This window comes from Sphingomonas sanguinis (genome assembly GCF_019297835.1).
In the GTDB taxonomy this organism is placed as follows: domain Bacteria; phylum Pseudomonadota; class Alphaproteobacteria; order Sphingomonadales; family Sphingomonadaceae; genus Sphingomonas; species Sphingomonas sanguinis_D.
The window spans coordinates 3074761-3100727 of the sequence record NZ_CP079203.1 but is presented as its reverse complement, the minus strand read 5'-3'; the positions used below and the strand labels follow the sequence as shown (position 1 = coordinate 3100727).

General features: G+C 67.1%; 21 protein-coding genes and 1 riboswitch. Of the genes, 4 read left to right on the top strand and 17 right to left on the bottom strand.

All coding sequences use genetic code 11. From position 1 onward, the window contains the following. Positions 1 to 56 precede the first annotated feature (56 nt). Genes rpsO through KV697_RS14475 form a run of 3 tightly spaced genes read right to left on the bottom strand, consistent with a single transcriptional unit; the run spans position 57 to position 1964 of the window. Positions 57 to 326: a 30S ribosomal protein S15 gene (gene rpsO / locus KV697_RS14485; RefSeq protein ID WP_007406197.1), complete on the bottom strand. Its 270-nt coding sequence runs from the start codon at positions 324 to 326 to the stop codon at positions 57 to 59. Positions 327 to 338: 12 nt separating this feature from the next. Continuing rightward, positions 339 to 1343: a tRNA pseudouridine(55) synthase TruB gene (gene truB / locus KV697_RS14480; protein WP_219018795.1), complete on the bottom strand. Its 1005-nt coding sequence runs from the start codon at positions 1341 to 1343 to the stop codon at positions 339 to 341. Between the two features lie 9 nt (positions 1344 to 1352). Then, the gene (locus KV697_RS14475) at positions 1353 to 1964 is read right to left on the bottom strand and encodes a thymidine kinase (RefSeq protein ID WP_219018794.1); all 612 of its coding nucleotides are present in this window, start codon (positions 1962 to 1964) and stop codon (positions 1353 to 1355) included. Between the two features lie 51 nt (positions 1965 to 2015). Here KV697_RS14475 and KV697_RS14470 point away from each other — a divergent pair, with 51 nt between their 5' ends. Further along, the gene (locus tag KV697_RS14470) at positions 2016 to 2600 is read left to right on the top strand and encodes a YceI family protein (protein ID WP_219018793.1); all 585 of its coding nucleotides are present in this window, start codon (positions 2016 to 2018) and stop codon (positions 2598 to 2600) included. A gap of 354 nt (positions 2601 to 2954) precedes the next feature. On the opposite strand, the gene rbfA is transcribed toward KV697_RS14470, so the two are convergent. The 6 genes from rbfA to rimP all read right to left on the bottom strand — a co-directional run bounded on the left by rbfA (position 2955) and on the right by rimP (position 9539). Next, a complete protein-coding gene (rbfA, locus tag KV697_RS14465) occupies positions 2955 to 3362 on the bottom strand; it encodes a 30S ribosome-binding factor RbfA (protein WP_219018792.1) in 408 nt (135 codons plus the stop codon). Positions 3363 to 3463: 101 nt separating this feature from the next. After that, positions 3464 to 6328: a translation initiation factor IF-2 gene (gene infB / locus KV697_RS14460; protein ID WP_219018791.1), complete on the bottom strand. Its 2865-nt coding sequence runs from the start codon at positions 6326 to 6328 to the stop codon at positions 3464 to 3466. After that, complete coding sequence (locus KV697_RS14455; RefSeq protein WP_374011367.1) at positions 6325 to 7128, bottom strand: DUF448 domain-containing protein; 804 nt, start codon at positions 7126 to 7128, stop codon at positions 6325 to 6327. Before KV697_RS14455 ends, infB begins: the two co-directional genes overlap by 4 nt. After that, positions 7109 to 7345 carry a tautomerase family protein gene (locus tag KV697_RS14450; protein ID WP_076710289.1) on the bottom strand — a complete coding sequence of 79 codons (237 nt, stop codon included), beginning with the start codon at positions 7343 to 7345 and terminating at the stop codon, positions 7109 to 7111. The genes KV697_RS14455 and KV697_RS14450 overlap by 20 nt, the downstream gene beginning before the upstream one ends. Beyond that, positions 7345 to 8961 carry a transcription termination factor NusA gene (nusA, locus tag KV697_RS14445; protein WP_219018790.1) on the bottom strand — a complete coding sequence of 539 codons (1617 nt, stop codon included), beginning with the start codon at positions 8959 to 8961 and terminating at the stop codon, positions 7345 to 7347. The genes KV697_RS14450 and nusA overlap by 1 nt, the downstream gene beginning before the upstream one ends. Continuing rightward, a complete protein-coding gene (rimP, locus tag KV697_RS14440) occupies positions 8961 to 9539 on the bottom strand; it encodes a ribosome maturation protein RimP (RefSeq protein ID WP_219018789.1) in 579 nt (192 codons plus the stop codon). The genes nusA and rimP overlap by 1 nt, the downstream gene beginning before the upstream one ends. 175 nt (positions 9540 to 9714) lie before the next feature. Here rimP and KV697_RS14435 point away from each other — a divergent pair, with 175 nt between their 5' ends. Next, positions 9715 to 10917 (top strand): PQQ-dependent sugar dehydrogenase, encoded by a 1203-nt coding sequence (locus KV697_RS14435; protein ID WP_219018788.1) that lies wholly within the window; start codon positions 9715 to 9717, stop codon positions 10915 to 10917. A gap of 163 nt (positions 10918 to 11080) precedes the next feature. Beyond that, positions 11081 to 12325: an ROK family transcriptional regulator gene (locus KV697_RS14430; RefSeq protein WP_219018787.1), complete on the top strand. Its 1245-nt coding sequence runs from the start codon at positions 11081 to 11083 to the stop codon at positions 12323 to 12325. Between the two features lie 214 nt (positions 12326 to 12539). Here KV697_RS14430 and KV697_RS14425 read toward each other — a convergent pair whose 3' ends face one another. Further along, a complete protein-coding gene (locus tag KV697_RS14425; RefSeq protein WP_219018786.1) occupies positions 12540 to 13961 on the bottom strand; it encodes a sugar porter family MFS transporter in 1422 nt (473 codons plus the stop codon). A gap of 350 nt (positions 13962 to 14311) precedes the next feature. Further along, positions 14312 to 15379, bottom strand: coding sequence for a LacI family DNA-binding transcriptional regulator (locus KV697_RS14420; protein ID WP_219018785.1), 1068 nt, complete (start codon positions 15377 to 15379; stop codon positions 14312 to 14314). Between the two features lie 112 nt (positions 15380 to 15491). Beyond that, positions 15492 to 15601: riboswitch (SAM-I-IV-variant riboswitch) on the top strand. A 44-nt stretch (positions 15602 to 15645) separates the two neighbouring features. Here KV697_RS14420 and KV697_RS14415 point away from each other — a divergent pair. After that, positions 15646 to 16701 carry a threonine aldolase family protein gene (locus KV697_RS14415; RefSeq protein WP_219018784.1) on the top strand — a complete coding sequence of 352 codons (1056 nt, stop codon included), beginning with the start codon at positions 15646 to 15648 and terminating at the stop codon, positions 16699 to 16701. Positions 16702 to 16833: 132 nt separating this feature from the next. On the opposite strand, the gene KV697_RS14410 is transcribed toward KV697_RS14415, so the two are convergent. From KV697_RS14410 to KV697_RS14385, 6 genes are all read right to left on the bottom strand, one after another. Further along, complete coding sequence (locus KV697_RS14410; RefSeq protein ID WP_219018783.1) at positions 16834 to 17175, bottom strand: hypothetical protein; 342 nt, start codon at positions 17173 to 17175, stop codon at positions 16834 to 16836. 50 nt (positions 17176 to 17225) lie between these two features. Continuing rightward, positions 17226 to 17777 (bottom strand): OmpA family protein, encoded by a 552-nt coding sequence (locus tag KV697_RS14405; RefSeq protein WP_219018782.1) that lies wholly within the window; start codon positions 17775 to 17777, stop codon positions 17226 to 17228. A 123-nt stretch (positions 17778 to 17900) separates the two neighbouring features. After that, positions 17901 to 18980, bottom strand: a complete 1080-nt coding sequence (locus KV697_RS14400) for an AI-2E family transporter (RefSeq protein ID WP_219018781.1) — start codon at positions 18978 to 18980, stop codon at positions 17901 to 17903. A gap of 423 nt (positions 18981 to 19403) precedes the next feature. Further along, positions 19404 to 23918, bottom strand: coding sequence for a glutamate synthase large subunit (gene gltB, locus KV697_RS14395; protein WP_219018780.1), 4515 nt, complete (start codon positions 23916 to 23918; stop codon positions 19404 to 19406). Beyond that, positions 23918 to 24499: a DUF2059 domain-containing protein gene (locus KV697_RS14390; RefSeq protein WP_219018779.1), complete on the bottom strand. Its 582-nt coding sequence runs from the start codon at positions 24497 to 24499 to the stop codon at positions 23918 to 23920. The genes gltB and KV697_RS14390 overlap by 1 nt, the downstream gene beginning before the upstream one ends. Next, positions 24496 to 25947, bottom strand: coding sequence for an NAD(P)-dependent oxidoreductase (locus KV697_RS14385; RefSeq protein ID WP_219018778.1), 1452 nt, complete (start codon positions 25945 to 25947; stop codon positions 24496 to 24498). The genes KV697_RS14390 and KV697_RS14385 overlap by 4 nt, the downstream gene beginning before the upstream one ends. Positions 25948 to 25967: the final 20 nt, after the last annotated feature.

Genomic DNA, 25967 nt, shown 5'->3' with positions numbered 1-25967 from the left:
CAAAAAAGGGCACCCCCCGATGGGAGTGCCCTTTCTCGTGGCGTATCGCCCGTGGCTTACTTGCGCAGGCCGAGCTTGGCGATCAACGCCAGATAGCGGTCGCCATCCTTGTGACGCAGATAGTCGAGCAGCGAGCGGCGCTTGTTGACCAGCATCAGCAGGCCGCGACGCGAATGGTTGTCCTTCGCGTGGGTCTTGAAGTGCTCGGTCAGGTTCTGAATACGCTGGGTCAGGATCGCGACCTGGACTTCGGGCGAACCCGTGTCACCCTCGGCGCGGGCATGATCCTTGATGATTTCCTGGCGGCGTTCAGCGGTGATCGACATCGTGATCCTTTCTTAATCGAGGTTGAAACCACGAACGACCCGGACCTGTTCGTCCAGCGCCTCCACCAGCGCCACCGGGATATCCCCCAGCATCGCGAAATATTGGCCATCGTCCACGGCAATCCCGGCCAGCACACGCCCCTGGCGGAGCGCCCCTGCCTGGTCGGGGTCGAGAGCAAGAGCCGGGATGTCGTCCAGCCCCGCCCTCAGCGGCAGGAGTATCTGTTCAAGGGTGCGCGCCTGCCCCATTTCGTTCAATTTGTCCAGCGATATCGCCGGGGCCAGGGTGAACGGCCCTGCCTTGGTCCGGCGGAGCATGGTGACATGGCCGACTGTGCCGAGCGCCAGCGCGATGTCGCGCGCGAGGGAGCGGATATACGTGCCCTTCGAGACGTGGGCGGTGAGGGTGATGTCTTGAAGCTCCTCCCCGGCACGGGGAGGGGGACCATCCGAAGGATGGTGGAGGGGGGCTTCCCCAAGGGACTTGCCCAGCGGCTCTCCCCCTCCACCATTCGCTGGCGCGAACGGTCCCCCTCCCCGTGCCGGGGAGGATATGAGCGAATGAATCGTCACCGCGCGACTCGCCAGCACCACCTCTTCCCCGGCACGCGCGAGGTCGTAGGCCCGCTCGCCATCGATCTTGAGCGCCGAATAGGCGGGCGGGACCTGCTCGATCGGCCCGGTGAAGCGCGGCAGCATCGCCTCCAGCGCCTCGCGCGTCGGGCGGACGTCGCTGGTCGCGATGACCTCACCTTCCGCATCCAGCGTCGAGGTCTGCTCGCCGAAACGGATGGTGAAGTCATATACCTTGTCGCTGTCGAGCATCCGCCCGGCGAGTTTGGTCGCCTCGCCCACCGCGATCGGCAGGACACCGGTTGCCAGCGGATCGAGCGTGCCGCCATGTCCGACCTTGATGCCCTTGCCATAGCCGCCCTGGCGCAAGCACCGCTTCACCGCGCTCACCCCTTGCGTCGAGCCGAGCCCCAGCGGCTTGTCGAGTATGATCCATCCATGCATCGAACGGCGTTAGTCGGGGTTGCCCCGTCCCTCAAGCACCGTGCCGCCCGCTAGCGCCTCGCCGAAATGGCGACGGCAGAGCGCGACATAGCGGTCATTGCCGCCGATCTCGGTCTGCGCGCCCTCGGCGATCGCCTTGCCCTGCCCGTCGACGCGCAGGTTCATCGTCGCCTTCGCGCCGCACACGCAGACCGATTTGATCTCGCTGAGCGCATCGGCCAGCGCCAGCAGCCGCGCCGAACCAGGAAACAGCTGTCCCTTGAAGTCGGTGCGCAGGCCATAGCAGAGCACCGGAATGCGATGAAGGTCGGCCAGCCGCGCAAGTTGGTCGACCTGTTCGGGCGTCAGAAACTGCGCCTCGTCGACCAGGATACAGGCCAGCGGCGTGCGGCCATGCTGGTCGAGAGCGCACGCCTTCAGATCGGTCGTCGCCTGGAACGGCGTCGCGGGCTGCGACAGGCCGATGCGCGAGGCGATGGTGCCATAGGCGAAGCGGTCGTCGATCGCGGCGGTGAACAGCATCGTGTTCATCCCCCGCTCGCGATAGTTGAAATCGGCCTGCAGCAGCATGGTCGATTTCCCCGCATTCATGCTGGCATAATAGAAATAGAGCTTGGCCATGGCGGCCCCTTATCGGATGGGGGCCAGCTTTTCGAGCATGAGGTGGATGGGGTGAGAAGCGGTAATTTTGCGATGGTCGCGGTCGCGACGCTGGCGAGCATGGCCTCGGCCAGCGGAACCGGCGCGATCGGCTATACCATCGACCCCGCCCATGCCCGTGTTGAGGCCAAGGTCAGCTTTTTCGGTCTGGGCAGCAAGACCGCGCGTTTTCCCCACACGGAGGGCCATGTCGCCCTGTCCGACCGCGATGCCAAGGCGGTGACGCTGGACGTGCGGATCGATACGCAGACGCTGGAGGCGGGCGATGCGCTCACCCGGTCGCGGTTGCGGGGCGCGGACTTTTTCGATGTCGAGCATTATCCGCACGTGACCTTCCACGCGACCGGCATGATCCGCACCGGGCCGCATAGCGCGACGGTGGCGGGCACGATCTCAGCGCGGGGCGTCACGCGCCCGGCGATGCTCGCGGTCGATTTCTCGCGCGACTTCGCCGCGATGTCGGGCCGCGAGCCGGTGCATATCGCGGCGACGACCCGGATCGACCGACGCGATTTCGGAATGACGGCCTATCCGCTGATCGTCGGGCGACAGGTGACGATCGCCATCGACGCGAATCTGGTACCGGTCGGCGCATAACCCCTACTCCCGTTCAGCCTGAGCGAAGTCGAAGGCCAAGGGTATCCCGTATTTTTGTTTCGCGCAGAGGCGCGGAGGAAGCAGAGGGGATTCCGCTAGACGGCCCCACCCCGGCGGAGGCCGGGGTCCAGTTGCGGTGAATATGGGATGGCGCGAGGCATTTGCCTCCCCCGCCTTGGCACGGCGCGCCATCAACGCTTTGCTACTGGACCCCGGCCTTCGCCGGGGTGGCGGTCCCTATTGGGCTAGGGCTCTTCTCTGCGTCCTCCGCGCCTCTGCGCGAACTTGAATCCCGTGGCCTTCGACTTCGCTCAGGCTGAACGGAGGGTGGGAAGATTTAAAGCAGGAAAGCGATCACGCCTCCCCCGCTTCGCCCTCGTCCAAATCCTGCGACACCTTGGGCGAGCGCAGCAGCGAGTCGATATGGCTCCCCTCGTCGAAGCTCTCGTCCGCCAGGAACTTCAGCTTGGCGGCGTATTTCATCTTCACCCGGTGCGCGACCTCGCGCTGAAGATAGGCGGTGTTGGTGCGCAGCGCCTTGATCACAACCTCCTCGTCCTTGCCGAGCAGCGGCTTCACGAAGACGATCGCGTGGCGCAGGTCGGGCGACATGCGCACTTCGGTCACGCTGACCATATGCTTGGCGAGCGTCTCGTCATGCACGTCCCCGCGCGCGAGGATTTCGGACAGGATATGGCGGACCTGCTCGCCGACGCGCAGCAGGCGGACCGAGGGTTCGGCGGGGTTTTTGGACTGGACCATGTCAGTTCTTCTTCAAACGGAAATCGCGGCCGCCCGACGGGCGACCGCGATCATGTCCGGCAGAGTCGGGCGGCAGGATCGCTCCCACCGCCCCGCCATCATCAGAGCGAACGCTCGCGCAGTTCGACCTCGAAGGTTTCGAGATAGTCGCCCGCCTTGATGTCGGTGAAGTTCTGCGTGAACGTCACACCACATTCCAGACCGGCGCGAACCTCGGCGACATCGTCCTTGAACCGGCGGAGCGAGTTGATCTCGCCCTGGTAGATGATGACGTCGTTGCGCGTGATGCGCGCCTTGAGCGCCTTGCGGATGACACCCTCGGTGACCAGCAGACCGGCGGCCTTGCCGATCTTGCCCGCCGAGAAGACCTCGCGGATTTCGGCGCGGCCGACGACCGTTTCGAATGCCTCGGGACCAAGCTCGCCGGCCATACCCGCCCGGATCTCGTCGATCAGGTCGTAGATGACGTCGTAATATTTCAACGCCACCTTGTTCCGCTCGGCGATCTCGCGCGCCTTGGCGTTGGCACGGACGTTGAAGCCGATGATCGGCGCACCGCTGGCAGCGGCGAGCGTCACGTCCGACTCGGTGATGCCACCGACGCCCGAGTGCAGGATGCGCGCCTTGATCAGATCCGACTGGATCTTGGTGATCGACGCCACGATCGCCTCGACGGTGCCTTGCGTATCCGCCTTCACGACCAGCGGATATTCCTTGGCCTGGTTCGCCTTCAGCGCCGAGAACATCGACTCCAGGCTGGCCGGGGCCGAGGTCGTGCGCTTCTGCAGCACCACGCTCTGGCGGTATTCGGCGACTTCACGGGCACGCGCCTCGTTCTCGACGACCTGGAGCAGGTCGCCCGCCTGGGGCACGCCCGACAGGCCGAGGACCTCGACCGGCATCGCCGGACCCGCTTCCTTCACCTGACGGCCCTTGTCGTCGACCAACGCACGGACCTTGCCGCTTTCCGCGCCGACGACGAACACGTCGCCGACCTTCAGCGTGCCGCGCGTGACGAGCACGGTCGCGACCGGACCACGGCCCTTGTCGAGCTTGGCCTCGACCACGCTGCCCTCGGCAGGGCGATCGGGGTTGGCCGACAGTTCGAGCAGTTCGGCCTGAAGCTGGATCTTCTCGATCAGCGTATCCAGACCGATCTTCTTCAGCGCCGAAACCTCGACGTCCTGGGTCTCACCGCCCATGTCCTCGACCTGTACGTCATGCTCGAGCAGACGCTCGCGGACGCGCTGGGCATTGGCGTCGTGCTTGTCGATCTTGTTGATCGCCACGATCATCGGCTTGCCCGCAGCCTTGGTGTGGTTGATCGCCTCGATCGTCTGCGGCATCAGCCCGTCATCGGCCGCCACCACCAGCACCACGATATCCGTGACGTCGGCGCCGCGGGCACGCATCTGGGTGAAGGCCTCGTGGCCCGGCGTGTCGAGGAAGGTGATCTTCGACTTGTCCTTCAGCGTGACCTGATAAGCGCCGATATGCTGGGTGATGCCACCGGCCTCACCGCGCACCACGTCGGTGCCGCGCAGCGCGTCGAGCAAGCTCGTCTTGCCGTGGTCGACATGGCCCATGATCGTCACGACCGGCGGACGGGGCTTCAGCGATTCCGCCGCATCCTCGGTGGTGTCGAGCGCCAGATCGATGTCGCTGTCGGAGACGCGAACGATGTTGTGGCCGAATTCGGTCACCAGCAGCTCGGCCGTGTCCTGGTCGATGGTTTGCGTCATCGTGACGGGCATGCCCATCTTGAACAGCGCCTTGACCAGATCCGCGCCCTTTTCGGCCATACGGTTGGCCAGTTCCTGGACGGTGATCGCTTCCGGCACCTGCACGTCGCGGACCTGCTTGACCTGCGGCTCGCGCGGGCCGCCAAAGCCACGCTTTTCCTTCTCGCGGGCACGCTTCAGCGCGGCGAGCGAACGGGCGCGCGCACCGTCCTCGTTCAGGGCACGCGTCACGGTCAGCTTGCCGCCGCGACGCTCGTCACCCTTGCGGTCGCGCTGCTGCGGACGGCCCGGAGGCGCATTGCGCGGCGTCGGCTGGCCCGAGGGCAGCGAGCGCGGCGCACCGCCAGACGGAACGGAGGCGGTCGTGTTGCTCGGCGCGCTGGCGGTGGGCGCCGCCGCTGCGGCGGGCGCAGGCGCGGGCTTGGGCGCAGGCTTCGGGATTTCCGGACGCTGCACCGGCGAGAAGCGGCGCGGCGCGGGCATCGAGGGATCGCGACCCAGGATCGGCGGCGTCGCCACGGCGGGCGCCGGGGCCGGAGCAGGCGCAGGCTTGGCCGCGACCGGAGCGGGCGCGGGCGTCGGCGCAGGGGCCGGAGCGGGTGCCTCAGCCGCCTTGGCAGGCTCTTCGACCTTGGGTTCGGGCGCCGGGATCACCGGACGCTCGACCGGGCGGAACATGCGCGGCTGCACCGAAATGGTCGGCGCGGCGGGTGCTTCCGCCTGAGCAGGCGCCTCGGCGACGGGTTCGGGTGCCGGGGTCGGCTCCGGAGCGGGCGCAGGGGCAGCGGCGGCCGCGGCGGCTTCCGCCTCGGCACGGGCGCGTTCTTCGGCGCGGGCACGTTCGTCCTCGGCGCGCTGCTGACGCTCGGCGTCCTCGCGGCGGCGCATTTCTTCCTGCATGGCGAGGCGCTGTTCCTCGGCCTCACGCAGCAGACGGGCCTGACGCTCCTGCGCCGTCTCGTTCGACGGAACGGGGCGCGGCGGGGCGACCGGAGCCGCCGCCGCAGGGGCGGCCGGAGCCGGGGCCGGAGTCGGCGCGGGGGCGGCCGCCTCGGGCGCTCCACCCTGCGGGCCAAGGACGCGACGGCGCTTCGTCTCGACGATCACGGTGTTGGACCGGCCGTGGCTGAAGCTCTGCTTCACCTTGCCGGTCTCGACCGTGCGCTTCAGCCCCAAAGGCTGGCGCATCCCGAGTTTCGGCTTGTCGTTGTCGGTCTCGCTCACTCAAAATCCTCGTGTACGGTCACGGCCGTTCGGTCACCGGTAATGTCGGACGCCGATGCGCCTTGCGAGGCCGTTTCGCAAGGCGTTGCCACAGGGTCGGGTCCGATAAAATGCAGCCAGCGGTCGAGCGCTTCGCTCACCCGCTTTGCCGCGTTACGATCTGTCAGGCCGATGTGTACCACATTTTCGCGGCCCAACGCCATTGACAATATGGGGCGTGTGGCGGGCAGTGCCAACCCCTTGAGATCGGAACCTTCACGGTCCGACCCCACGCGCCACGCCTGTGCCAGCTTGCGGCACCCATCGTCGCCCGCATCGGACGCATGATAGAGCGCATGCAACTGTCCCGAGCGCGCCGCCGTCGCGATCTTGTCCGATCCGGTCAGCAGCATGCCCGAGCGCGACTCGAGCCCCAGCCGATCGAGCGCGTTACGCTCCAGCGCGGCGGTGATCAGGTCGGGCAGGTCGTCGGGGATCGTGAACTCGCCCGTCTTGAACGCGCGCGCCAGTGCCCCCTTCAACTTGCCCTTGGCGATGGCCGTTTCCAGTTCGCCGCGGGTCACGCCGATCCAGCCGCCCCGCCCCGGCGCCTTGGCGCGGACATCGGGCAGCACCCGCCCGTCGGGCGCGAGCGCCAGACGGATCAGGTGCGGGCGTGCGTCATGCTCGCCCGAGAGGATGCAGCGGCGGACCGGCCCGTCGATCGAGTCGCGGGCGGCCTTCGCGGACTCTCTGGGGCTCCGGCCCTTTTTGGCCGGAGCGTTGTTTACGCCAGCGCGCTCATTGTCCCGGTTCCGCATGCGCGTCTCCCGGGGGGTTAGAGGCAGGCGCATCACGGTCGGCGATCAGCTGACCGCCCGCACCATAGTTCTCGGTCGAAACCTCCTCGATCACGATCTGGACGGCGGCCGGGTTCTTGCCCAGCCGCTCCACCAGCGAACGAGTCACGTCGGCGACGATCTCGGCCTTTTGCTGCTTGGAGGCGGTGCCCGCCAGACGGATCGAGACGAACGGCATCAGGCTTCGTCGCCCTCCGCCTGAGTCTCGGCGACAGCGGGTTCTTCCTCATCGGTGAACCAGTGCGCACGCGCGGCCATGATGATCTCGTTGCCCTGCTCATCGCTCAGGCCATATTCGGCCAGGATGCCGCCCTTGGGGGCGGGACGCGGGGCATCGTCGCCACGACGACGCGGCTCGGCGCGCTTCTTCTCGACCAGTTCGTCGGTCGCCAGATCGGCGAGATCGTCGAGCGTCTTGATGCCCGCCTTGCCGAGCGTGACCAGCATCGCCTCGGTCAGATACGGCATCTCGGCCAGCGCGTCCTCGACGCCCAGTGCGCGACGTTCATCACGCGCAGCCTGTTCGCGGCGGTCCAGCGCTTCCTGCGCACGGCTCTGCAGCTCCTGCGCCAGGTCCTCGTCGAAGCCCTCGATCGCAGCCAGCTCGTCGAGCTCGACATAGGCGACTTCTTCCAGCGCGCCGAAGCCTTCAGCGACCAGCAGCTGGGCCAGCGTCTCGTCCACGTCCAGCTCGTTCTGGAACATCTCGGAGTTCGCGACGAACTCCTTCTGACGCTTCTCGGAGGCGTCGGCCTCGGTCAGGATGTCGATCGCCTTGGCGGTCAGCTGGCTGGCCAAGCGGACATTCTGGCCGCGACGACCGATGGCGAGCGACAGCTGATCGTCGGGGACGACGACCTCGATCCGGTCCTCTTCCTCGTCGATCACGACGCGGCTGACATTCGCAGGCTGAAGCGCGTTCACCACGAAGGTCGCGGTGTCGGGCGACCAGGGGATGATGTCGATCTTTTCGCCCTGCATTTCCTGCACGACGGCCTGGACGCGGCTACCCTTCATGCCGACGCAGGCGCCGACCGGGTCGATCGACGAGTCGTGGCTGATCACGCCGATCTTGGCGCGGCTGCCCGGATCGCGCGCGGCGGCCTTGATCTCGATGATGCCGTCATAGATTTCGGGCACTTCCTGCGCGAACAGCTTCTTCATGAAGTCCGGGTGCGCGCGGGACAGGAAGATCTGCGGGCCACGGTTCTCGCGGCGCACGTTCAGGATCAGCGAGCGGATGCGATCGTTCACGCGAACGACTTCGCGCGGGATCTGCTGGTCGCGACGGATCACGCCCTCGGCGCGGCCCAGATCGACGACGATGTGGCCGAACTCGACGCGCTTGACGACGCCGGTGATGATCTCGCCCTGGCGGTCCTTGAACTCGTCATACTGACGGTCGCGCTCGGCGTCGCGGACCTTCTGGAAGATGACCTGCTTGGCCGCCTGCGCCGCGATGCGGCCGAACTCGATCGGGGGCAGCGGGTCGACGATGAAGTCGCCGATCGCGGCACCCTTTTGCAGCTTCTCGGCACCCTTCAGGTCGATCTGCTTGTAATAGTCGTCGACCTGCTCGACCACCTCGACGACGCGCCACAGACGCAGATCGCCCGAGTTCGGATCGAGCTTCGCGCGGATGTCGTTCTCGGCACCGTAGCGGGCGCGGGCGGCGCGCTGGATCGCGTCCTCCATCGCCTCGATGACGATGCCCTTGTCGATCATCTTTTCCGAGGCGACCGCATTCGCGATCGCGATCAGTTCCGCCTTGTTGGCGGAAATGGCGGTAGCCATCAGTGCCGTCCTTCCGTGGTGGCGCCATCCTGTTCGGGCGCGTCCTGATAATAAACCTCTTCCGCGCCATCGAGTGACAGCGGCACCGTCGCGGCGATCAGCCGGTCGGTCATCACGAGCTTGGCGTCCTCGATCGCGGCGAAGGGCAGTTCGTGGCGAACCTCCTCCCCGTCGACGATAAGGACATTGTCGCCCTCGACCCCGGCCAGATCGCCCTTGAACTGCTTGCGGCCGTTCCGCTTCTCGGCCAGCGTGATCCGCGCCTCATGCCCCGCCCAGTCGGCGAAATCCTTCAGCCGGGTCAGCGGGCGGTCGATACCGGGCGAGGAGACCTCCAGCCGGTACGCATGGTCGATCGGGTCGCGGCCTTCGGCCTCCAGCGCGTCCATCACGTCGGAGATGCGGCGCGACAGGTCGGCACAGTCGTCGATGTTCAGCTGACGCGTGTCGGGACGCTCGGCCATCACCTGCAGCGTAGGGTCCGACGTGCCGCCATACATCTTCACGCGCACGAGCTCGAAGCCGAGCGCCTTGGCCTCGGGTTCGATGAGTTGCGTCAGAAGGGCGATATCCGCCATGAAAGCTCCAGATGTGCCGGTGCGCTGCCGCGGAACCCGTCCCGCAGCCTCTTTCACCCGACGATGTAAGAGAATGCCGCAGTCTATACACAGGAACCGCCGACGAAACAAGCATCCATGCCAAGGCGTTGTCGGCCCACAGGGCCGGTCAGGGGCCTTACCGGGAGAGTAGAAGATGAAACTGCCGTTGCTTGCCGCCTTGCCGGTGGCGCTGATCGCCTGTTCGGGGAACGGACCCGGCCCCGACGAGACGGGCAACATGCCCCCGGTGACGGTCACGCCCGGCGGCACCCCCTCGCCCTCCCCGTCCGCCACGGCCACGCCACCCGCGGCCGTCGTGGACGGACAGCCCTTCGGCCGGACGGTCATCGCCGATTTCGACGCGCCCTGGGCAATGACCTTCCTGCCCGACCGGCGGATGCTCGTGACCGAAAAGGACGGGCGGATGCTGCTAATCGGCGCGGACGGGCAGGCACGCCAGACGATCGCGCGGATCGCGGTCGATTCGGCGGGCCAGGGGGGCCTCATGGACGTGGTCCTCGCTCCCGACTTCGCGCAATCGGGTCGCGTCTATTTCAGCTATTCGGCCGCAGCGGACGGCGGCAAGCGGGTCGTGCTGGCGCGCGGGCGGTTGCAGGAATCGAACGGCACCGCGCAGCTGACGGGGATCGAGACGCTCTGGGCCGCCACCCCCGCCGTCACCGGCGACGGCCATTATTCGGGCCGCATCGCCTTCTCGCCCGACGGCCAATATCTGTTCTTCACCGCGGGCGACCGCCAGAAGTTCACGCCGGCGCAGGACCCCAAGGCCACGCTCGGCAAGGTGCTGCGCCTGACCCCGGACGGCAAACCCGCCGCCGGCAATCCGCTGGCCGCGCAAGGCTTCGATCCGGCGGTCTGGTCCTATGGACATCGCAATCTGCTCGGGATCGCGTTCGATGGCGCGGGCAATTTGTGGCAGCAGGAAATGGGTCCCAAGGGCGGCGACGAGCTGAACCTGATCCTGCCGGGCCGCAACTATGGCTGGCCCAATGCGTCCAACGGGTCGCATTATGATGGCCGCGACATTCCCGATCACCGCGCGGGCGACGGGTACGAAGCCCCCAAGGTCTGGTGGAATCCGGTGATCTCGCCGGGCGGGCTGATGATCTATTCCGGCTCGCTCTTCCCGCAATGGCGCGGCGACGCCTTTATCGGCGGCCTGTCGAGCAAGGCGCTGATCCGCGTCGACCTGAACGGCACCGATGCCAGCAAGGGCGACCAATGGGACATGGGCGCGCGCATCCGCGAGGTCGAGCAGGGGCCGGACGGCGCCATCTATGTGCTGGAGGATGGCGGCGACTCCCAAGGGCGGCTCATCAAGTTGACCCCGGCCTGATTCGCCCCTGTCGCCCCGGTATAAGTCCATGGAAATAGGACCAATGTGCCGGGGCGGTATGCTCAGGTCTGACAATAGGTCTTGACCTGACCCAGCCTGCGCGCCGATCCTGCGGCAAAGACGGGCGATCCGGTTTCGCTCCACCATAGGAGACGATACCAGAATGACGCGATCGTCGCAGCCCATGCCGCCGGAGCGGGGGCCTGCCATCGAAGCGCATTCGCGCGACTCGCGTCTGTCGCGTGGGTTATCGGGCACCAATCTGGAGCGGGCGGGCGATTATAACCTGCGCACCGTGCTGCAGGTCATCCGCCTGCACCGCGAGACGACGCGGATCGCCATCGCCAACCAGACCGGGCTGACCCCGCCGACCATCGCCAACATCACCGGGCGGCTGATCGAGATGGGGTTGATCCGCACCGCCGGGCGACTGCATCGCGGGCGGGGGCAACCTGCGCTCAAGATCGAGCTATGCCCAGACGGCGCGTTCGGGATTGGCCTGACCATCGACCGCGACCATCTGGCCATCGCGATCCTCGACCTGTGTGGCACGGTGCGCGCGCGGGCGACGCGCGAGATCGCCTTTGCGACGCCCGACGACGTGCTGGCCTTTATCGGCGACACGCTGGAACCCGCGCTGGCCGAGGGGCAGGTGGACCGTTCGCGCGTGCTGGGCGTCGGGGTGGCGATGCCGGACGGCGTCGACCGCTCGCTGCCCAACCAGACGCGCGGCTATGACGCCTGGAACGGGGTCGATACCGCCGCCCTGCTCGCGCCGCTGCTGCCCTGGCCGATGTACCGCGACAACGACGCCGCCGCCGCCGCTTTGGGCGAGGCGCAGCACGACCATGATTTCGCCTGCCCCAGCTTCTTCTACCTGCTGATCACCGCCGGGCTTGGCGGCGGGCTGGTCATCGACCGGACCTATCATCGCGGCGCGCATCGCCGCTCGGGCGAGATCGGGCTGATCCCCGATCCCACCGCAGGGCGGCCCGGTGCGATCGTGCAGGATACGGTGTCGCTGGCCGGGCTGGAGGTGCGGCTGAAGGCGGCGGGCTACAGGCTCGATTCGCCCGAGACGCTGGGCGACGGCGACGACCCGATGCTGTGCGCGGTCATTGACCAGTGGATCGAGGATTCGATCGCCGCGCTGCTCCAGCCGATCGTCGCGGTGACGACCCTGTTCGACCCTCATGCGATCCTGATCGGCGGACGCCTGCCCGGCTGGCTGCTTGAGCGACTGTCAGCGGGGTTGAGCGAGGCGCTGGCCGGAGTCGAACTGCCCGCCCGCCCCGCTATCCGCCCCGCCCGCAGCGCCCAGGACGCCCCCGCGATCGGCGCGGCGATGCTGCCCTTCATGGACCGGCTGCTGCCGTCCGATTCAATCCTGATCCAGGCGGGGCGCTGAGGCCCCTTATCCCCCACACCCACGCCCCGTTCCGCCTGAGCGAAGTCGAAGGCCAAGGGAATCCGCCCGCCCGATGGGTGCTTGGCGAGGTCTGCGCGTGGCCTTCGACTTCGCTCAGGCGGAACGGAGGGCGGGAAGCTGACATAGGCCAAAAGAAAAGGCCCGCCTCCCATGGGGAAGCGGGCCTGTCAGGCTCTCGGGGACTATTCTATTATCAGCCTGCCATGTCTTCCAGCTCGCGGCCACGCGTCTCATTGACCATGGCACGGACGAAGAAGAACGACACCGCCGCGAAGAAGGCGTAGCCGAAATAGGTCACGCTCAGGCCCGGCGACACGGCGAGTGCCGGGAAGCTGACCGAGATGGCGGCATTGGCGATCCACTGGGCAAAGCCCGAGACGGCCAGGCCGGACCCGCGAATCTGGTTCGGGAACATCTCGCCCAGCATGACCCACATCACCGGGCCCCAGCTGGCGTTGAAGAAGATGACGTACAGGTTCGCCGCGACCAGCGCGATCACGCCGTTATTGCCGGGCAGCGACACCGCGCCATTGGCACCCGTGACGGCGGTCGAGAAGGCATAGGCCACGATCGCCAGCGTCACCGCCATGCCCGCCGAACCGATCAGCAGCAGCGGCTTGCGGCCGATCTTGTCGACGGTCGCGATGGTGAACAGGCAGGCCGCGATCGACAGCACGCCCGACAGGATGTTGGTCTGGAGCGCGTAATCCTCCGAGAAGCCGACCGCTTCCCAGAGCGTCGCGCCATAATAGAAGACGACGTTGATGCCGACCAGCTGCTGGAAGATGGCGAGGCCGATGCCTGCCCACAGGATCGGGCGGATCTTGCCGGTGGTCTTGTCGACCAGGTCGGACAGCTTGGGCTTGTGCTTGTCGCTGGCCAGCGAACCACGGATTTCGGCCACCTTGCGGGTCGCCTCACCCTCGCCGAACAGCTTGGTCAGGACGGTGTGCGCCTCAGCATCGCGGCCCTTGGCGACCAGGAAGCGCGGGCTTTCCGGGATGATCGAGAGGGCGGCGAAATAGACCGCCGCCGGGATCGCCTGAAGCCAGAACATCCAGCGCCAGGCGGGGAAGCCCAGCCAGAATTCGGCGGTCGAGCCACCGGCGTAACGGGCGAGCGCGAAGTTGGCGACGAAGGCACCGGTCAGACCGGTGATGATCATCACCTGCTGCACGCTCGACAAGCGGCCGCGAATCGAGGCCGGGGTCACTTCGGAGATATAGACTGGCGAGATGACGCTGGCCGCGCCGACGCCCAGACCGCCGATGATGCGCGCGAAGATGAAGATCGCCGAGCTGCCGGCGGCCCCCGCCAGCAAGGCGCTGACCAAGAAGAGCCCGGCGGCGAGCATCATGACGTTGCGGCGGCCGATCGCGTCGGCCAGACGCCCTGCGCCGAACGCACCGATCGCCGAGCCGACCAGGATCGCGCCGACATTGACGCCGACGCCCAGGCGACCGAGGTCGAACGCGGCCTCAAGCCCCTTCTGGGTGCCGTTGATGACGCCCGAGTCATAGCCGAACATGAAACCGCCGATGGTCGCGACAACGACGATCGCGGCGATGAAACCATGATTGACGCGTGCGGCGTCCAATCCCCTTGTGTCGGTCACTTCCGGCCCTCTCCTGATCCGTGCGTGGCGTCTTGGCCTATCCGCACGGCAATGTCCTGTCACCGGCGCGATTCACGGCCAGCCATGATGGTAACGCTATCTTAAAACATCGCGCCGTCAAGCGGCTGCGCACACGGTTCGTCCCGCTTCGCGACCCGGAGCAGATCGACACTCTGGCAAATGCCACGGATTCCTCCCCTGTAAGGGGAGGGGGACCATGCGAAGCATGGTGGAGGGGTGTCCCCCGTGGTGAGGAACGTCCGAACTTTCCGGCCGGGACACCCCTCCGTCAGGCCTTCGGCCTGCCACCTCCCCTTCCAGGGGAGGAACAGGCGAAACGTCCATCCGCCCTAGATCCCGCGCGGCCTGCGCCGGGGCGCGGCATCCGACTGGCGCCGGATCAGGCTATAGTCGAGCATGCGATGCGCGGGCGGTTCGGCATTTTTCTGGCGGATGACGGTCGCCATCATCTCCACCGCCGCCCGCGCCATGTCGGCGATCGGCTGGTGAATGGTGGTCAGCTCGGGCCAGATCGTGGTCGACAAGGTGGTGTCGTCGAAGCCGCAGACGGTCAGGTCGCTCGGCACGTCCAGGCCCCGGCGATGCGCCACGGCCACCGTCGCCGCCGCCATGTCGTCGTTAGACGCCAGGATCGCGGTCGGCGGTTCGGCCAGGTCGAGCAGCCGCTCGGCCGCATCCAGACCCGAGCGATAGGTATAGAGGCCCGGCGCGACCAGCTGCTCGTCGAACGGCACGCCCACCGCCTCCAGCGCGGCGCGGAAGCCCTCGTATCGGCGGGCGCTGGCGGTCAGGTTGGGGTTGCCGCAGATGAAGCCGATCCGGCGATGGCCCAAGGTCATGACATGACGGGTCATTTCCTCGGCCGCCGCGCGGTCGTCGATCTGCACCGCCATCGCCGATTCGGGCATCTCTTGCGGTGCGCGGCCCGTCGCCACGACCACGGCGGGCACCCGCGCCTCGCGCAGCAGGGCGAGCACGGCCTCCGCCTCGCACAGCGGCGGCGGCAGGATCACGCCGTCGATCCCGCCCGCGATAAGATGGCGCGCGACCTCGACCTCATGGTCGCCGATCTCGCATTTCTCCACGACCATCTGCACGTCGAGCCGCGACGCTTGGTCCAGTGTGCCGAGCAGGAATTCGCTGAGGAACCCCTGGCTGGGATTGCTGTAGAGCATGCCGATGCGAATCTGCGCCGCGCCCGCCAGACTGCGCGCCGCCGGATTGGGCGCGTAGTTGAGCTGCGCGATCGCCGCCTCCACCTTTTCGCGGGTGGCGGGGCGGACATTGGCCTCGTTGTTGATCACGCGTGAGACGGTCATCAGCGACACACCGGCGGCGCGCGCGACATCGCTGATCGTGGGAGCGCTGCTACCGCGGCGAGAGGACCTGATATTCATAACGTTTACGCTTCCAACTTTCGGGCGCGATACGCAATGCTTCGAGGGGCGAAAGATATCAGATGCGCAAGCTGGCGCTCTTGCGGACCGGGCCGCCCGCCGCTAAAGGCCGCGCCAGCATCAAGAGTCGGGCCTTCGCCCGGCACCAACCTGCCTCCCGGCAAGGTGGTGCCTTTCCGGATGGAGAGGGATGTGGCCGAACCGGCAACAACGGGACGAACCGCCACTTTCCTCATCCGACTCGTCATAGGTACGAAGGATTTGTGATGAGCGCGGTCATTCCTCAACAGTTCGCCAGCGACAATTATGCGGGCATCTGTCCCGAAGCCTGGGCCGCGATGGCCGAGGCCAATCAGGGCTATGTCCCGGCTTACGGCGAGGATCCCTATACCGACCGCGCCGCCGACGCGTTCCGCACCCTGTTCCAGACCAAGTGCGAGGTCTTCTTCGCCTTCAACGGCACGGCGGCCAACTCGCTGGCGCTGGCCGCGCTCTGCCAGAGCTATCACAGCGTCATCTGCTCGGCCTCCGCGCATGTCGAGACCGACGAGTGCGGCGCTCCCGAATTCTTCTCCAACGGATCGAAGCTGCTGGTCGCACAGACCGAGGACGGCAAGCTGACCCCGGAGGCGGTGCGTGCGCTCGCCACCGGGCGGTCGGACATCCACTTCCCCAAGCCGCGCGCGGTGACGATCACCCAGCCGACCGAAACGGGGCAGGTCTATACGCTGGCCGAAATCCATGCCCTGTCTGCGGTATGCCGCGAACTGGGCCTGCGGCTGCACATGGACGGGGCGCGCTTCGCCAATGCCTGTGCGGCGCTGGGCTGCTCGCCCGCCGACATGACGTGGCGCGCAGGCGTCGATGTCCTGTGCTTCGGCGGTACCAAGAACGGCATGGCGGTCGGCGAAGCGATCCTGTTCTTCGACCCCGTGTTGGCGGAGGATTTCGACTATCGCTGCAAACAGGCGGGGCAGTTGGCGTCCAAGATGCGCTACCTCGCCGCGCCGTGGATCGGGATGCTCGACAGTGGCGCGTGGCTGACCAATGCGGCGCACGCCAATGCCTGTGCGCAAGCGTTGGCGGCGCGGGTCGCGGGGCTGCCAGGTATCGAACCGATGTTCCCGGTCGAGGCCAATGCCGTCTTCCTCAGCGCCCCGCCAGCGGTGCTCGACGGCCTGCGCGCGCGCGGCTGGCGTTTCTATACCTTCATCGGCGGCGGCGCGCGGTTCATGTTCGCCTGGGACGCCGATCCCGCGCGGGTCGACCAGCTGGGCGACGACATCGCAGCGGTCGCGGCGGAGGCGTTGCAGGCGGCGTAGCGCGTACGCTCTTCCTCCCCTGTAAGGGGAGGGGGACCATGCGCAGCATGGTGGAGGGGTGTCACCGCCAGCGTGGACACCCCTCCGTCAGGGCTTCGCCCTGCCACCTCCCCTTGCAGGGGAGGAATGATTTTATCCCTTCGCCGCAAGGCGATCGAGCCACGCCTGCGCCTGTTTCGGTTCACCCACCGCCTCCGGCCCCACCGGGCCACGCGAAGTGAGGAATTCGGCGTGGAGCGCGAAGGGCGGCAGGCCGAGCTGCGCCCTGGCCGCATCGATCTCCTCGCCCATCGCGGTCAATTCCGCCACGACCGGCGCCGCTGCCGCACGAGCCGCGCGGTCCTTGCGGTGATCGAACAGCCCCCATTTGCCCGATGCCGTGGTCCGCAGCGCGACGATTAGCGCCTCGCGATACTCGCCTTCCATTTCCTCACGATGCGCGTCGAGCCGCGCCAGTCGATCACCCTTCGCCATGACGGGGCCTTACGACCCGATGGCAGGAGCGGCAATCGCCGCTGTTTCGATCAGCGGGCACGGTTGAGTTCGATCTCCACCCGGCGGTTGCGGGCACGGCCTGCGCTGTCGTCACTGCCGTCGGGCTTGGCGTTGGGGGCAATGGGGCGGGTCTCACCCAGCGCGATTACGCGCATCCGGCTCCGCTCCAGACCTTTGCGCGCCAGATAGTCGCGCACGGTCTCTGCCCGTTTGCGCGACATGATGCGATTGGCCTCGTCATCGCCTTCGCTGTCCGAATGGCCGCGCAAGATGAGGCTACCGCTCTTGGCCGCAGGATCGGCACCGAGCCGGTCGAGCGCCGCCTTCGCCGCGTCGTTCAGGCCCCCGCCGCCCTGTGGAAAGCCGATGGTGGTCAGGCTGGCGCCCTGATCGGCGGCGGTCTCGCCGGGCAGCGCATCGGGCTTGGTGGGTGCTTTCGCGGGAGAGGCTGCGGGCACTGGCATTTCGATCGAGGCGCCATTGGCCCCCGCCTGGCGCGCGACCTCATCGCCTCCGCCGCATCCCGTCAGCATACAGGCCAGCCCGGCCGTCAGTTTCCAGGCCCCCAAAGGCAATCGCATCGTGCTACCCCATCATCCGGCCCGATCCCCCCGGCCGGTCCGCAGGGCGCGGACCATAGGCAGCACGATGTTGCAGCGCAAACGCGCTTTATAGGGGAAGCCCGGTCCGATCCGGGCCAGCGCCTAGGCCGCCTCGCCCTCGGCGGGCACGACGCCGCGCTCCTCGCTCAGGATGCGCCAACCCGCCAGGAACAGCGCGGCGACGACCGGGCCGACGACGATCCCGCTCAGCCCCAGCAGGTCGATGCCGCCGAGTGTCGTCAGCAGCACGATCCAGTCGGGCAGCCCGGTATCGCGCCCGACCAGGATGGGCCGCAGGATATTGTCGGCAAGGCCGATGACCAGCACGCCCGAGGCGACGACCACCGCCCCCTGCCAGATCGCGCCGGTTGCAAGCAGATAGATGGCCACCGGCCCCCAGATGATCGCCGGACCGATGGCAGGCAGCAGCGCCGCGATCGCCATCAACACACCCCACAGCAGCGCGGCGGGCACCCCGACGATCCAGAAGGTGATCGCCCCCAGCGCGCCCTGCACCAGCCCGACGATGACCGAGCCCTTGATCGTCGCGCGCACCACCGCGACGAAGGTATCGACCAGCCGCGCCGCGACGCCGCGCTCCAACGGCAAGGCGCGGACGAATGCCGGTCCCAATCGCTCGCCATCGCGGATCAGGAAAAAGGCGACATAGAGGCCGACACCGAACGCCAGCGCGAAGGCGAAGGCGTTGCGTCCGATCGACAGCGCCTGGGACGCGATCTGGCTGACGCTGCTGCTCAGCGTGCGCGAGATGCGGGATTGCAGCCCCTCGACGCTGTCGATGCCCCAATTGTCCATCGCCTGGCGCAGGCGGGTGGGCAGCGCATCGCGGACCTGCTGAAAATATTGCGCGAAATCGATCTGGCCGCTGCGCACCTTCAGATAGACGCCCGACGCCTGATCGACCACCATGCTGCCGATCAGCAAGGTCGGCACCACCACCGCAAAGGTGATGATCAGCATGGTCAGCCCGGCCGCAAGGTTGCGCCGCCCGCCGGTCCGGACCAGTAGCCACTGGAACAGCGACCGGAACAGGATCGCCGCCAGCCCCGCCCAGAGCAGGGCCGCGAGAAAGCCCGATACCACCGCCAGCATTCCAATGGTGATGAGCGCGAGGAACAGGATGAATCCCCCGCGTTCGATCTTGTGGCGATCGATCGTCATGCTGCTGTTCCCTTTTTCATCGCGGCGTAACCGTCACGGCGACGCAACGGTTCCGTAATCTGGGTTAGGGGGATGACGGGGGTGTCATGGATTTGAGCGTGCGAGCCGCATGCCCCGCTCCGTTCAGCCTAAGCGAAGTCGAAGGCCACGGGAATCGCTCGCCACGAGGATTTGGGAGAGGCCAAAGCGTGGCCTTCGACTTCGCTCAGGCGGAACGGAGGGTATCGCTATTCCTCCACTGCGAGGGGAGGTGGCAGGCCGAAGGCCTGACGGAGGGGTGTCACCCTATCGAGAGCGGGAGACCCCTCCACCATGCTGCGCATGTGTGCGGGCGAGATGGTGCCCCCGGCACCATCTTGACGCGCCGGGGGCACGTCAAAGCCCGCACACCCTCCCCTTGCAGGAGAGGAAGACTATAGCCGGTTACTCCGCCGCGACCGCCTCGACCGAGTCGTCGAGCGGATGCGCGAGCCGCGTCAGCATTTCCTTCGGGCAGACCTGCCAGAAATGCCCGGCCACCCGGTCCCAGTCTTCCAGCAAGCCCTTCGACCATTTGCTGTCGGTCCGCGCCGCATGTTCCTCGACCAAGCCGCGCAACACGCCTTCCCAATGCGCGGAGGCGAGGCGCTGCCACACGATGTTCTCGGGGTTGGCGCGGCGGGGGAAGCGTTCCTCGGGGTCGTAGATGAAGGCCATGCCGCCGGTCATGCCCGCGCCGAAGTTCGCCCCGACCTCACCCAGCACGACCGCCGTGCCGCCGGTCATATATTCGCAGCCGTTCGCGCCGCAGCCTTCGACCACCACGGTCGCGCCCGAGTTGCGCACCGCAAACCGCTCGCCCGCCTGGCCGGCGGCAAAGAGCTTGCCGCTCGTCGCGCCGTAGAGGACGGTGTTGCCAATGATCGTGTTCTTCTGGCTGGCCAGCGGCGAGCTGACCGCCGGACGGACGATGATGGTGCCGCCCGACAGGCCCTTGCCGACATAGTCGTTGGCGTCGCCGAACACCTCCAGCGTCACGCCCTTGCACAAGAACGCGCCCAGCGACTGGCCCGCGCTGCCCCGCAGACGCACGGTGACGTGCCCGTCGGCCAGCTTGCTCATCCCGAACTTGCGGGTGATCTCCGACGACAGGCGTGTGCCGACCGCGCGGTGCGTGTTGCGCACCGAATAAGTCAGCTGCATCTTCTCGCCGCGCGAGAAGACGGCGCTCGCATCCTTGATGATCTGCGCATCCAGGCTGTCTGGCACTTCGTTGCGGAAGGTCGACAGACTGAACCGCCGCTCGGCATCGGTCGCATCGACCTTGGCCAGCACCGGATTGAGGTCGAGATCGTCGAGATGCTCGGCACCCCGGCTGACCTGGCGCAGCAGCTCGGTCCGCCCGATCACCTCGTCCAGCGAGCGCACGCCCAGGCGCGCCAGGATGTCGCGGACTTCCTCGGCGATGAAGGTCATCAGGTTGATGACCTTTTCCGGGGTGCCGGTGAACTTGGCGCGAAGCCGCTCGTCCTGCACGCAGACACCCACCGGGCAGGTGTTGCTATGGCACTGGCGCACCATGATGCAGCCCATCGCGACGAGGCTCAGCGTGCCGATGCCGAACTCCTCGGCGCCCAGGATCGCCGCGATCACGATGTCGCGCCCGGTCTTCAGGCCGCCGTCCGCACGCAGGCGGATACGCCCGCGCAGGCCGTTCAGGGTCAGCGTCTGGTTGACCTCCGACAGGCCCATTTCCCAGGGCGTACCGGCATATTTGATCGAGGTCTGGGGCGAGGCGCCCGTGCCGCCGACATGGCCGGACACCAGGATGACGTCGGCATGCGCCTTGGCCACGCCCGCCGCGACCGTGCCGATGCCCGCCGAGGACACCAGCTTAACGCAGACGCGCGCGCGCGGGTTGATCTGCTTGCAGTCATAGATGAGCTGCGCGAGATCCTCGATCGAGTAGATGTCGTGGTGCGGCGGCGGCGAGATGAGGGTCACACCCGGCGTCGCGTGGCGCAGCTTGGCGATGAACTCGGTCACCTTGAAGCCGGGCAACTGCCCGCCCTCGCCGGGCTTGGCGCCCTGTGCCACCTTGATCTCGATCTCGTCGCAGGCGTTCAGATATTCCGCCGTCACGCCGAAACGGCCGGACGCGATCTGCTTGATCGTCGAGTTGGCGTTGTCGCCATTGTCATAGGGCTGATAGCGCAGCTTGTCCTCGCCGCCCTCACCCGACACGGCCTTGGCGCCGATCCGGTTCATCGCGATCGCCAGCGTTTCGTGCGCTTCCGGCGAGAGGGCCCCCAGCGACATGCCCGGCGTCACGAAACGCTTGCGGATCTCGGTGATCGCCTCGACCTGATCGACGGGCACGCCCTCGTTCGGGAAATTGAACTGGAGCAGGTCGCGCAAATAGACCGGCGGCAGATCGCCGACGCCGCGCGCGAATTGCAGATAGGTCGAATAGCTGTCGGTCGCGACCGCCGTCTGCAACAGGTGCATCAGCTGCGCCGAATAGGCATGGGTCTCGCCGCCGTCGCGCTGGCGGTAGAAGCCACCGATCGGCAGCGTCGCGACATGCTGGTCCCAGGCCGCTTCGTGACGGACCATCGCCGAATAGTGCAGCGAGTTGTAACCCTCGCCCGAAATCTTGGCGGGCATGCCGGGGAACAGGTCGTTGACCAGCGCGCGGGACAGGCCGACCGCCTCGAAGTTGTAGCCACCACGATAGCTGGAGATCACCGCGATCCCCATCTTGGCCATGATCTTGAGCAGACCATCCTCGATCGCGGTGCGATGGTTTGCCAGGCACTGATCGATGGTCATGTCGCCGAACAGCCCGCGGCCGTGCCGGTCGACGATCGCGGCTTCGGCCAGATAGGCGTTCACCGTGGTCGCGCCGACACCGATCAGAACCGCATAATAATGGGTGTCGAGACACTCGGCCGAACGGACGTTGATCGACGCATAGGAGCGCAGGCCCCGGCGGACGAGATGCGTATGCACCGCCGCCGCCGCCAGCACGCCCGCGATCGCGACGCGATCCTCGGAGACATGCTCGTCGGTCAAGAACAGCTCGGACCGGCCCTCGCGCACCGCCTGTTCGGCCTGGTTGCGGATGCGCTGGATCGCGGCACGCAGGCGATCGGGACCGCCATCCGCCTCGAAGGTGCAGTCGATCTCGGCGGCCGAGCGGCCGAAATGCGCCTTCAGCCGGTGCCAGTCGGCGCCGGTCAGCACCGGCGAGTTGAGCACCAGAACCCGCTCACGCCGATCTTCGGTGTCGAGGATGTTGGCGAGATTGCCGAACCGCGTCTTGAGCGACATCACATAGCGCTCACGCAGGGAATCGATCGGCGGGTTCGTCACCTGGCTGAAATTCTGGCGGAAGAACTGGCTGATCAGGCGCGGCTTGTCGGAGATGACCGCCAGCGGCGTGTCGTCGCCCATCGAACCGATGGCTTCCTTGCCACCCTCGGCCATGGGCGACAGGATCAGCTCCATATCCTCCATGGTCTGGCCTGCCGCGACCTGACGGCGCAGCATTTCGGCGCGCGGCATCCGCACCAGCGCGTCCTCTTCGGTGGGCGCGGGCAGCTGGTCCATGGTCAGGAACTCGCCGATCATCGCGGCATAGTCCTGCTCGCCCGAAATCTGGTCCTTGATCGCGCGGTCGTCGTAGAGCTTGCCCTCGGCGAGGTCGACGGCGATCATCTGCCCCGGCCCCAGGCGCCCCTTGGCGGTGATGGTGGCCTCGGGCACCACGACCATGCCGCTTTCCGAACCCACGATCAGCAGGCCATCGGCGGTCAGTGTGTAGCGAAGCGGGCGCAGCGCGTTGCGGTCCATGCCCGCCACCGCCCAGCGGCCATCGGTCATCGCAAGGGCGGCGGGGCCGTCCCACGGCTCCATCACCGAGGCGAGATACTGGTACATCTCGGCATGCGCCTTGGGCGTGTCGAGGTCCTTCTGCCACGCCTCGGGCACCAGCATCAGCTTGGCGGTCGGCGCGTCGCGGCCCGACCGGCAGATCGCCTCGAACACCGCGTCGAGCGCGGCGGTATCGGACGCGCCCGCCGGGATCACCGGCTTGATGTCCTCCGAATTGTCGCCGAACGCGATCGACGCCATGCGAATCTCGTGGCTGAGCATCCAGTTCTTGTTGCCACGGATCGTGTTGATCTCGCCGTTATGCGCCAGGCAGCGGAAGGGCTGCGCCAGCCACCATTGCGGGAAGGTGTTGGTCGAATAACGCTGGTGGAAGATCGCGACGCGGCTCTCGAACCGGTGATCCTGCAGGTCGGGATAGAAGACCGACAGGCTCTCGGCGAGGAACAGCCCCTTGTAGATGATCGAGCGGCAGGACAGCGAACAGATATAGAAGCCGCTGATCTGCGCCGCGATCACGCGCTTTTCGATTCGACGGCGGATCAGATACAGGTTCTTCTCGAACTCGGCGGCATCGACCTCATCGGGCATCGGCCCGGCGATCATGATCTGCTCGATCTCGGGGCGCGTCGCCTGCGCCTTCATGCCGATGACCGAGACGTCGACCGGCACCTGGCGCCAGCCATAGATGGTGTAACCCGCCTCGATGATGACGCTCTCGACGATGGTGCGGCAGGTTTCCTGCGCGCCCAGATCGGTGCGCGGCATGAAGATCATGCCGACCGCGAGACGGTTGGGCAGCACCTTGTGCCCCGATGCCGCGATGGCATCGTCGAAGAAACGGTGCGGCAGGTCGACGTGCAGACCCGCGCCGTCGCCGGTCTTGCCGTCGGCATCCACCGCGCCGCGATGCCACACCGCCTTCAGCGCGTCGATCGCCGACTGGACGACCCGACGCGAGGGCTGGCCATCGGTGGCCGCGACCATGCCGACGCCGCACGCATCGCCCTCGAACTCGGGACGGTACATGCCATGCTCGGCGAGATATTGGCGCTGGTCGGTCATCACTTCTTGTCCTGCTGGGTCGCGGCGGGAGCCTGGGTCTTGGCCAGGGCTTCGATGCGGGCGCGAATCTTAGGGAAGGCGGCCATGCCCGCATCGCGGCCCATCCCCTTGCCGAATTCGGCGAGGCGCTGCTGCAACTGCGGCTGCAAGGCGAGCCAATGCTGCCCGGCCGAGGTGTCGTAAAAGGCGCCGATCGCCTTCAGATCGGCTTCGGAAAAGTTGCGGCGATATTCCTCGGCCGCCGCCTCGCGAATGTCGGGATAGCGGGCGCGCATGGCGGCCAGCATTTCCTCGCCGGCGATGGCGCGGACCTTGGCCCGTCCCTCTTCGGTCGCCACGACCTGCTTGATCCCGCTCGGCGCATCCGGAGCCGTCTGCATCGCGCTGAGCAGATTGCCCGTCACCAACGGCATCAGACTCGTGAACTGGAAATCCAGCATCCGGTCGATGTTCATCTTGCCGACCAGAAGACGGGCGGTTTCGATCCGTCCGCCCGCATCGGGTGTCGGCTCGGTCGGCCCGGTCTGCGCCACGGCCGGAGCCGCCAGGAGCAGCGCCAGCGGCGTCAGATAGCGGATCATGCGGCTTGCCTTTCGCGTGCGCCGGTCTTCGCCCGCGCCTTCAGCCACTGGTGCATCGCCTTGGCCACATCGCGCCCGTCGCGGATCGCCCACACCACCAGCGAGGCCCCGCGCACAATGTCCCCCGCCGCGAACACGCCGTCCAGGCTGGTCATCAGCGTGCGGCCATCGACCAGCACCGTACCCCAGCGGCTGACGCCCAGTTCGGCGGTGCCGAACAGGCTGGGCAGGTCTTCCGCGTCGAAGCCCAGCGCCTTGATGACCATGTCCGCCTCCAGCAGATGGTCGGCACCCGGCTCGGCCTCCGGCGCGCGGCGACCGCTGGCGTCGGGCGCGCCGAGACGCATCTTGGCGGCGCGCACGCCCGTCACCGTCTCGCCCCCCTCGAAGCCCAGCGGCGCGGAGAGCCAGACGAACTCGGCGCCTTCCTCTTCGGCATTGGCGACTTCGCGCTGCGAGCCCGGCATGTTGGCGCGGTCGCGGCGATAGAGGCACTTCACCGACTTGGCGCCCTGGCGGATCGCGGTGCGGACGCAGTCCATCGCGGTGTCGCCGCCGCCGATCACGACGACATTCTTGCCCGCCGCATTGAGCGAGCCGTTCTCGAACGCCTCGACCGTATCGCCGAAGCTCTTGCGGTTGGACGCGGTCAGATAGTCGAGCGCGGCGATCACGCCGTTCGCGCCCGCGCCATCCACATCGACATTGCGCGCCTTGTAGACGCCGGTGGCGATCAGCACCGCGTCATGGCGACGGCGCAGATCCTCGAGCGTCGCGTCCTGACCGACCGAGAAACCCTCATGGAAGACGATGCCGCCCGCCTTCAGCCGCTCGACCCGGCGCATGACGACGGGCTTTTCCAGCTTGAAGCCGGGGATGCCATAGGTCAGCAAGCCCCCCGCCCGGTCGTGCCGGTCATAGACATGGACCTCGTAACCCGACACGCGCAGATATTCCGCCGCCGTCAGGCCCGCAGGCCCCGCACCGATCACCGCGACCGACTGGCCCCGCGCGGGTCCGGGGACCAGCGGCTCGACCCAGCCCTCTTCCCAGGCGGTGTCGGTGATGAACTTTTCCACCGAACCGATCGTGACCGCGCCGTGCCCCGAAAACTCGATGACGCAATTGCCCTCGCACAGCCGGTCCTGCGGGCAGATGCGGCCGCAAATCTCGGGCATGGTCGAGGTGGCGTTGGACAGCTCATAGGCTTCGCGCAACCGCCCCTCGGCGGTCAGACGCAGCCAGTCAGGTATATGATTGTGAAGCGGGCAGTGGACCGAGCAATAGGGCACGCCGCATTGCGAGCAGCGCCCGGCCTGGTCCTCCGCCGCCGGGGGCGCATAACGCTCGGCGATCTCGCGGAAATCCTCCGCGCGGGTCTCTGCGGCCCGCTTGGCCGGATAGGCCTGATCGCGGCCTACAAACTTCAGCATAGAATCGTTCGCCATATGCGCCTCCGAAGATGCGG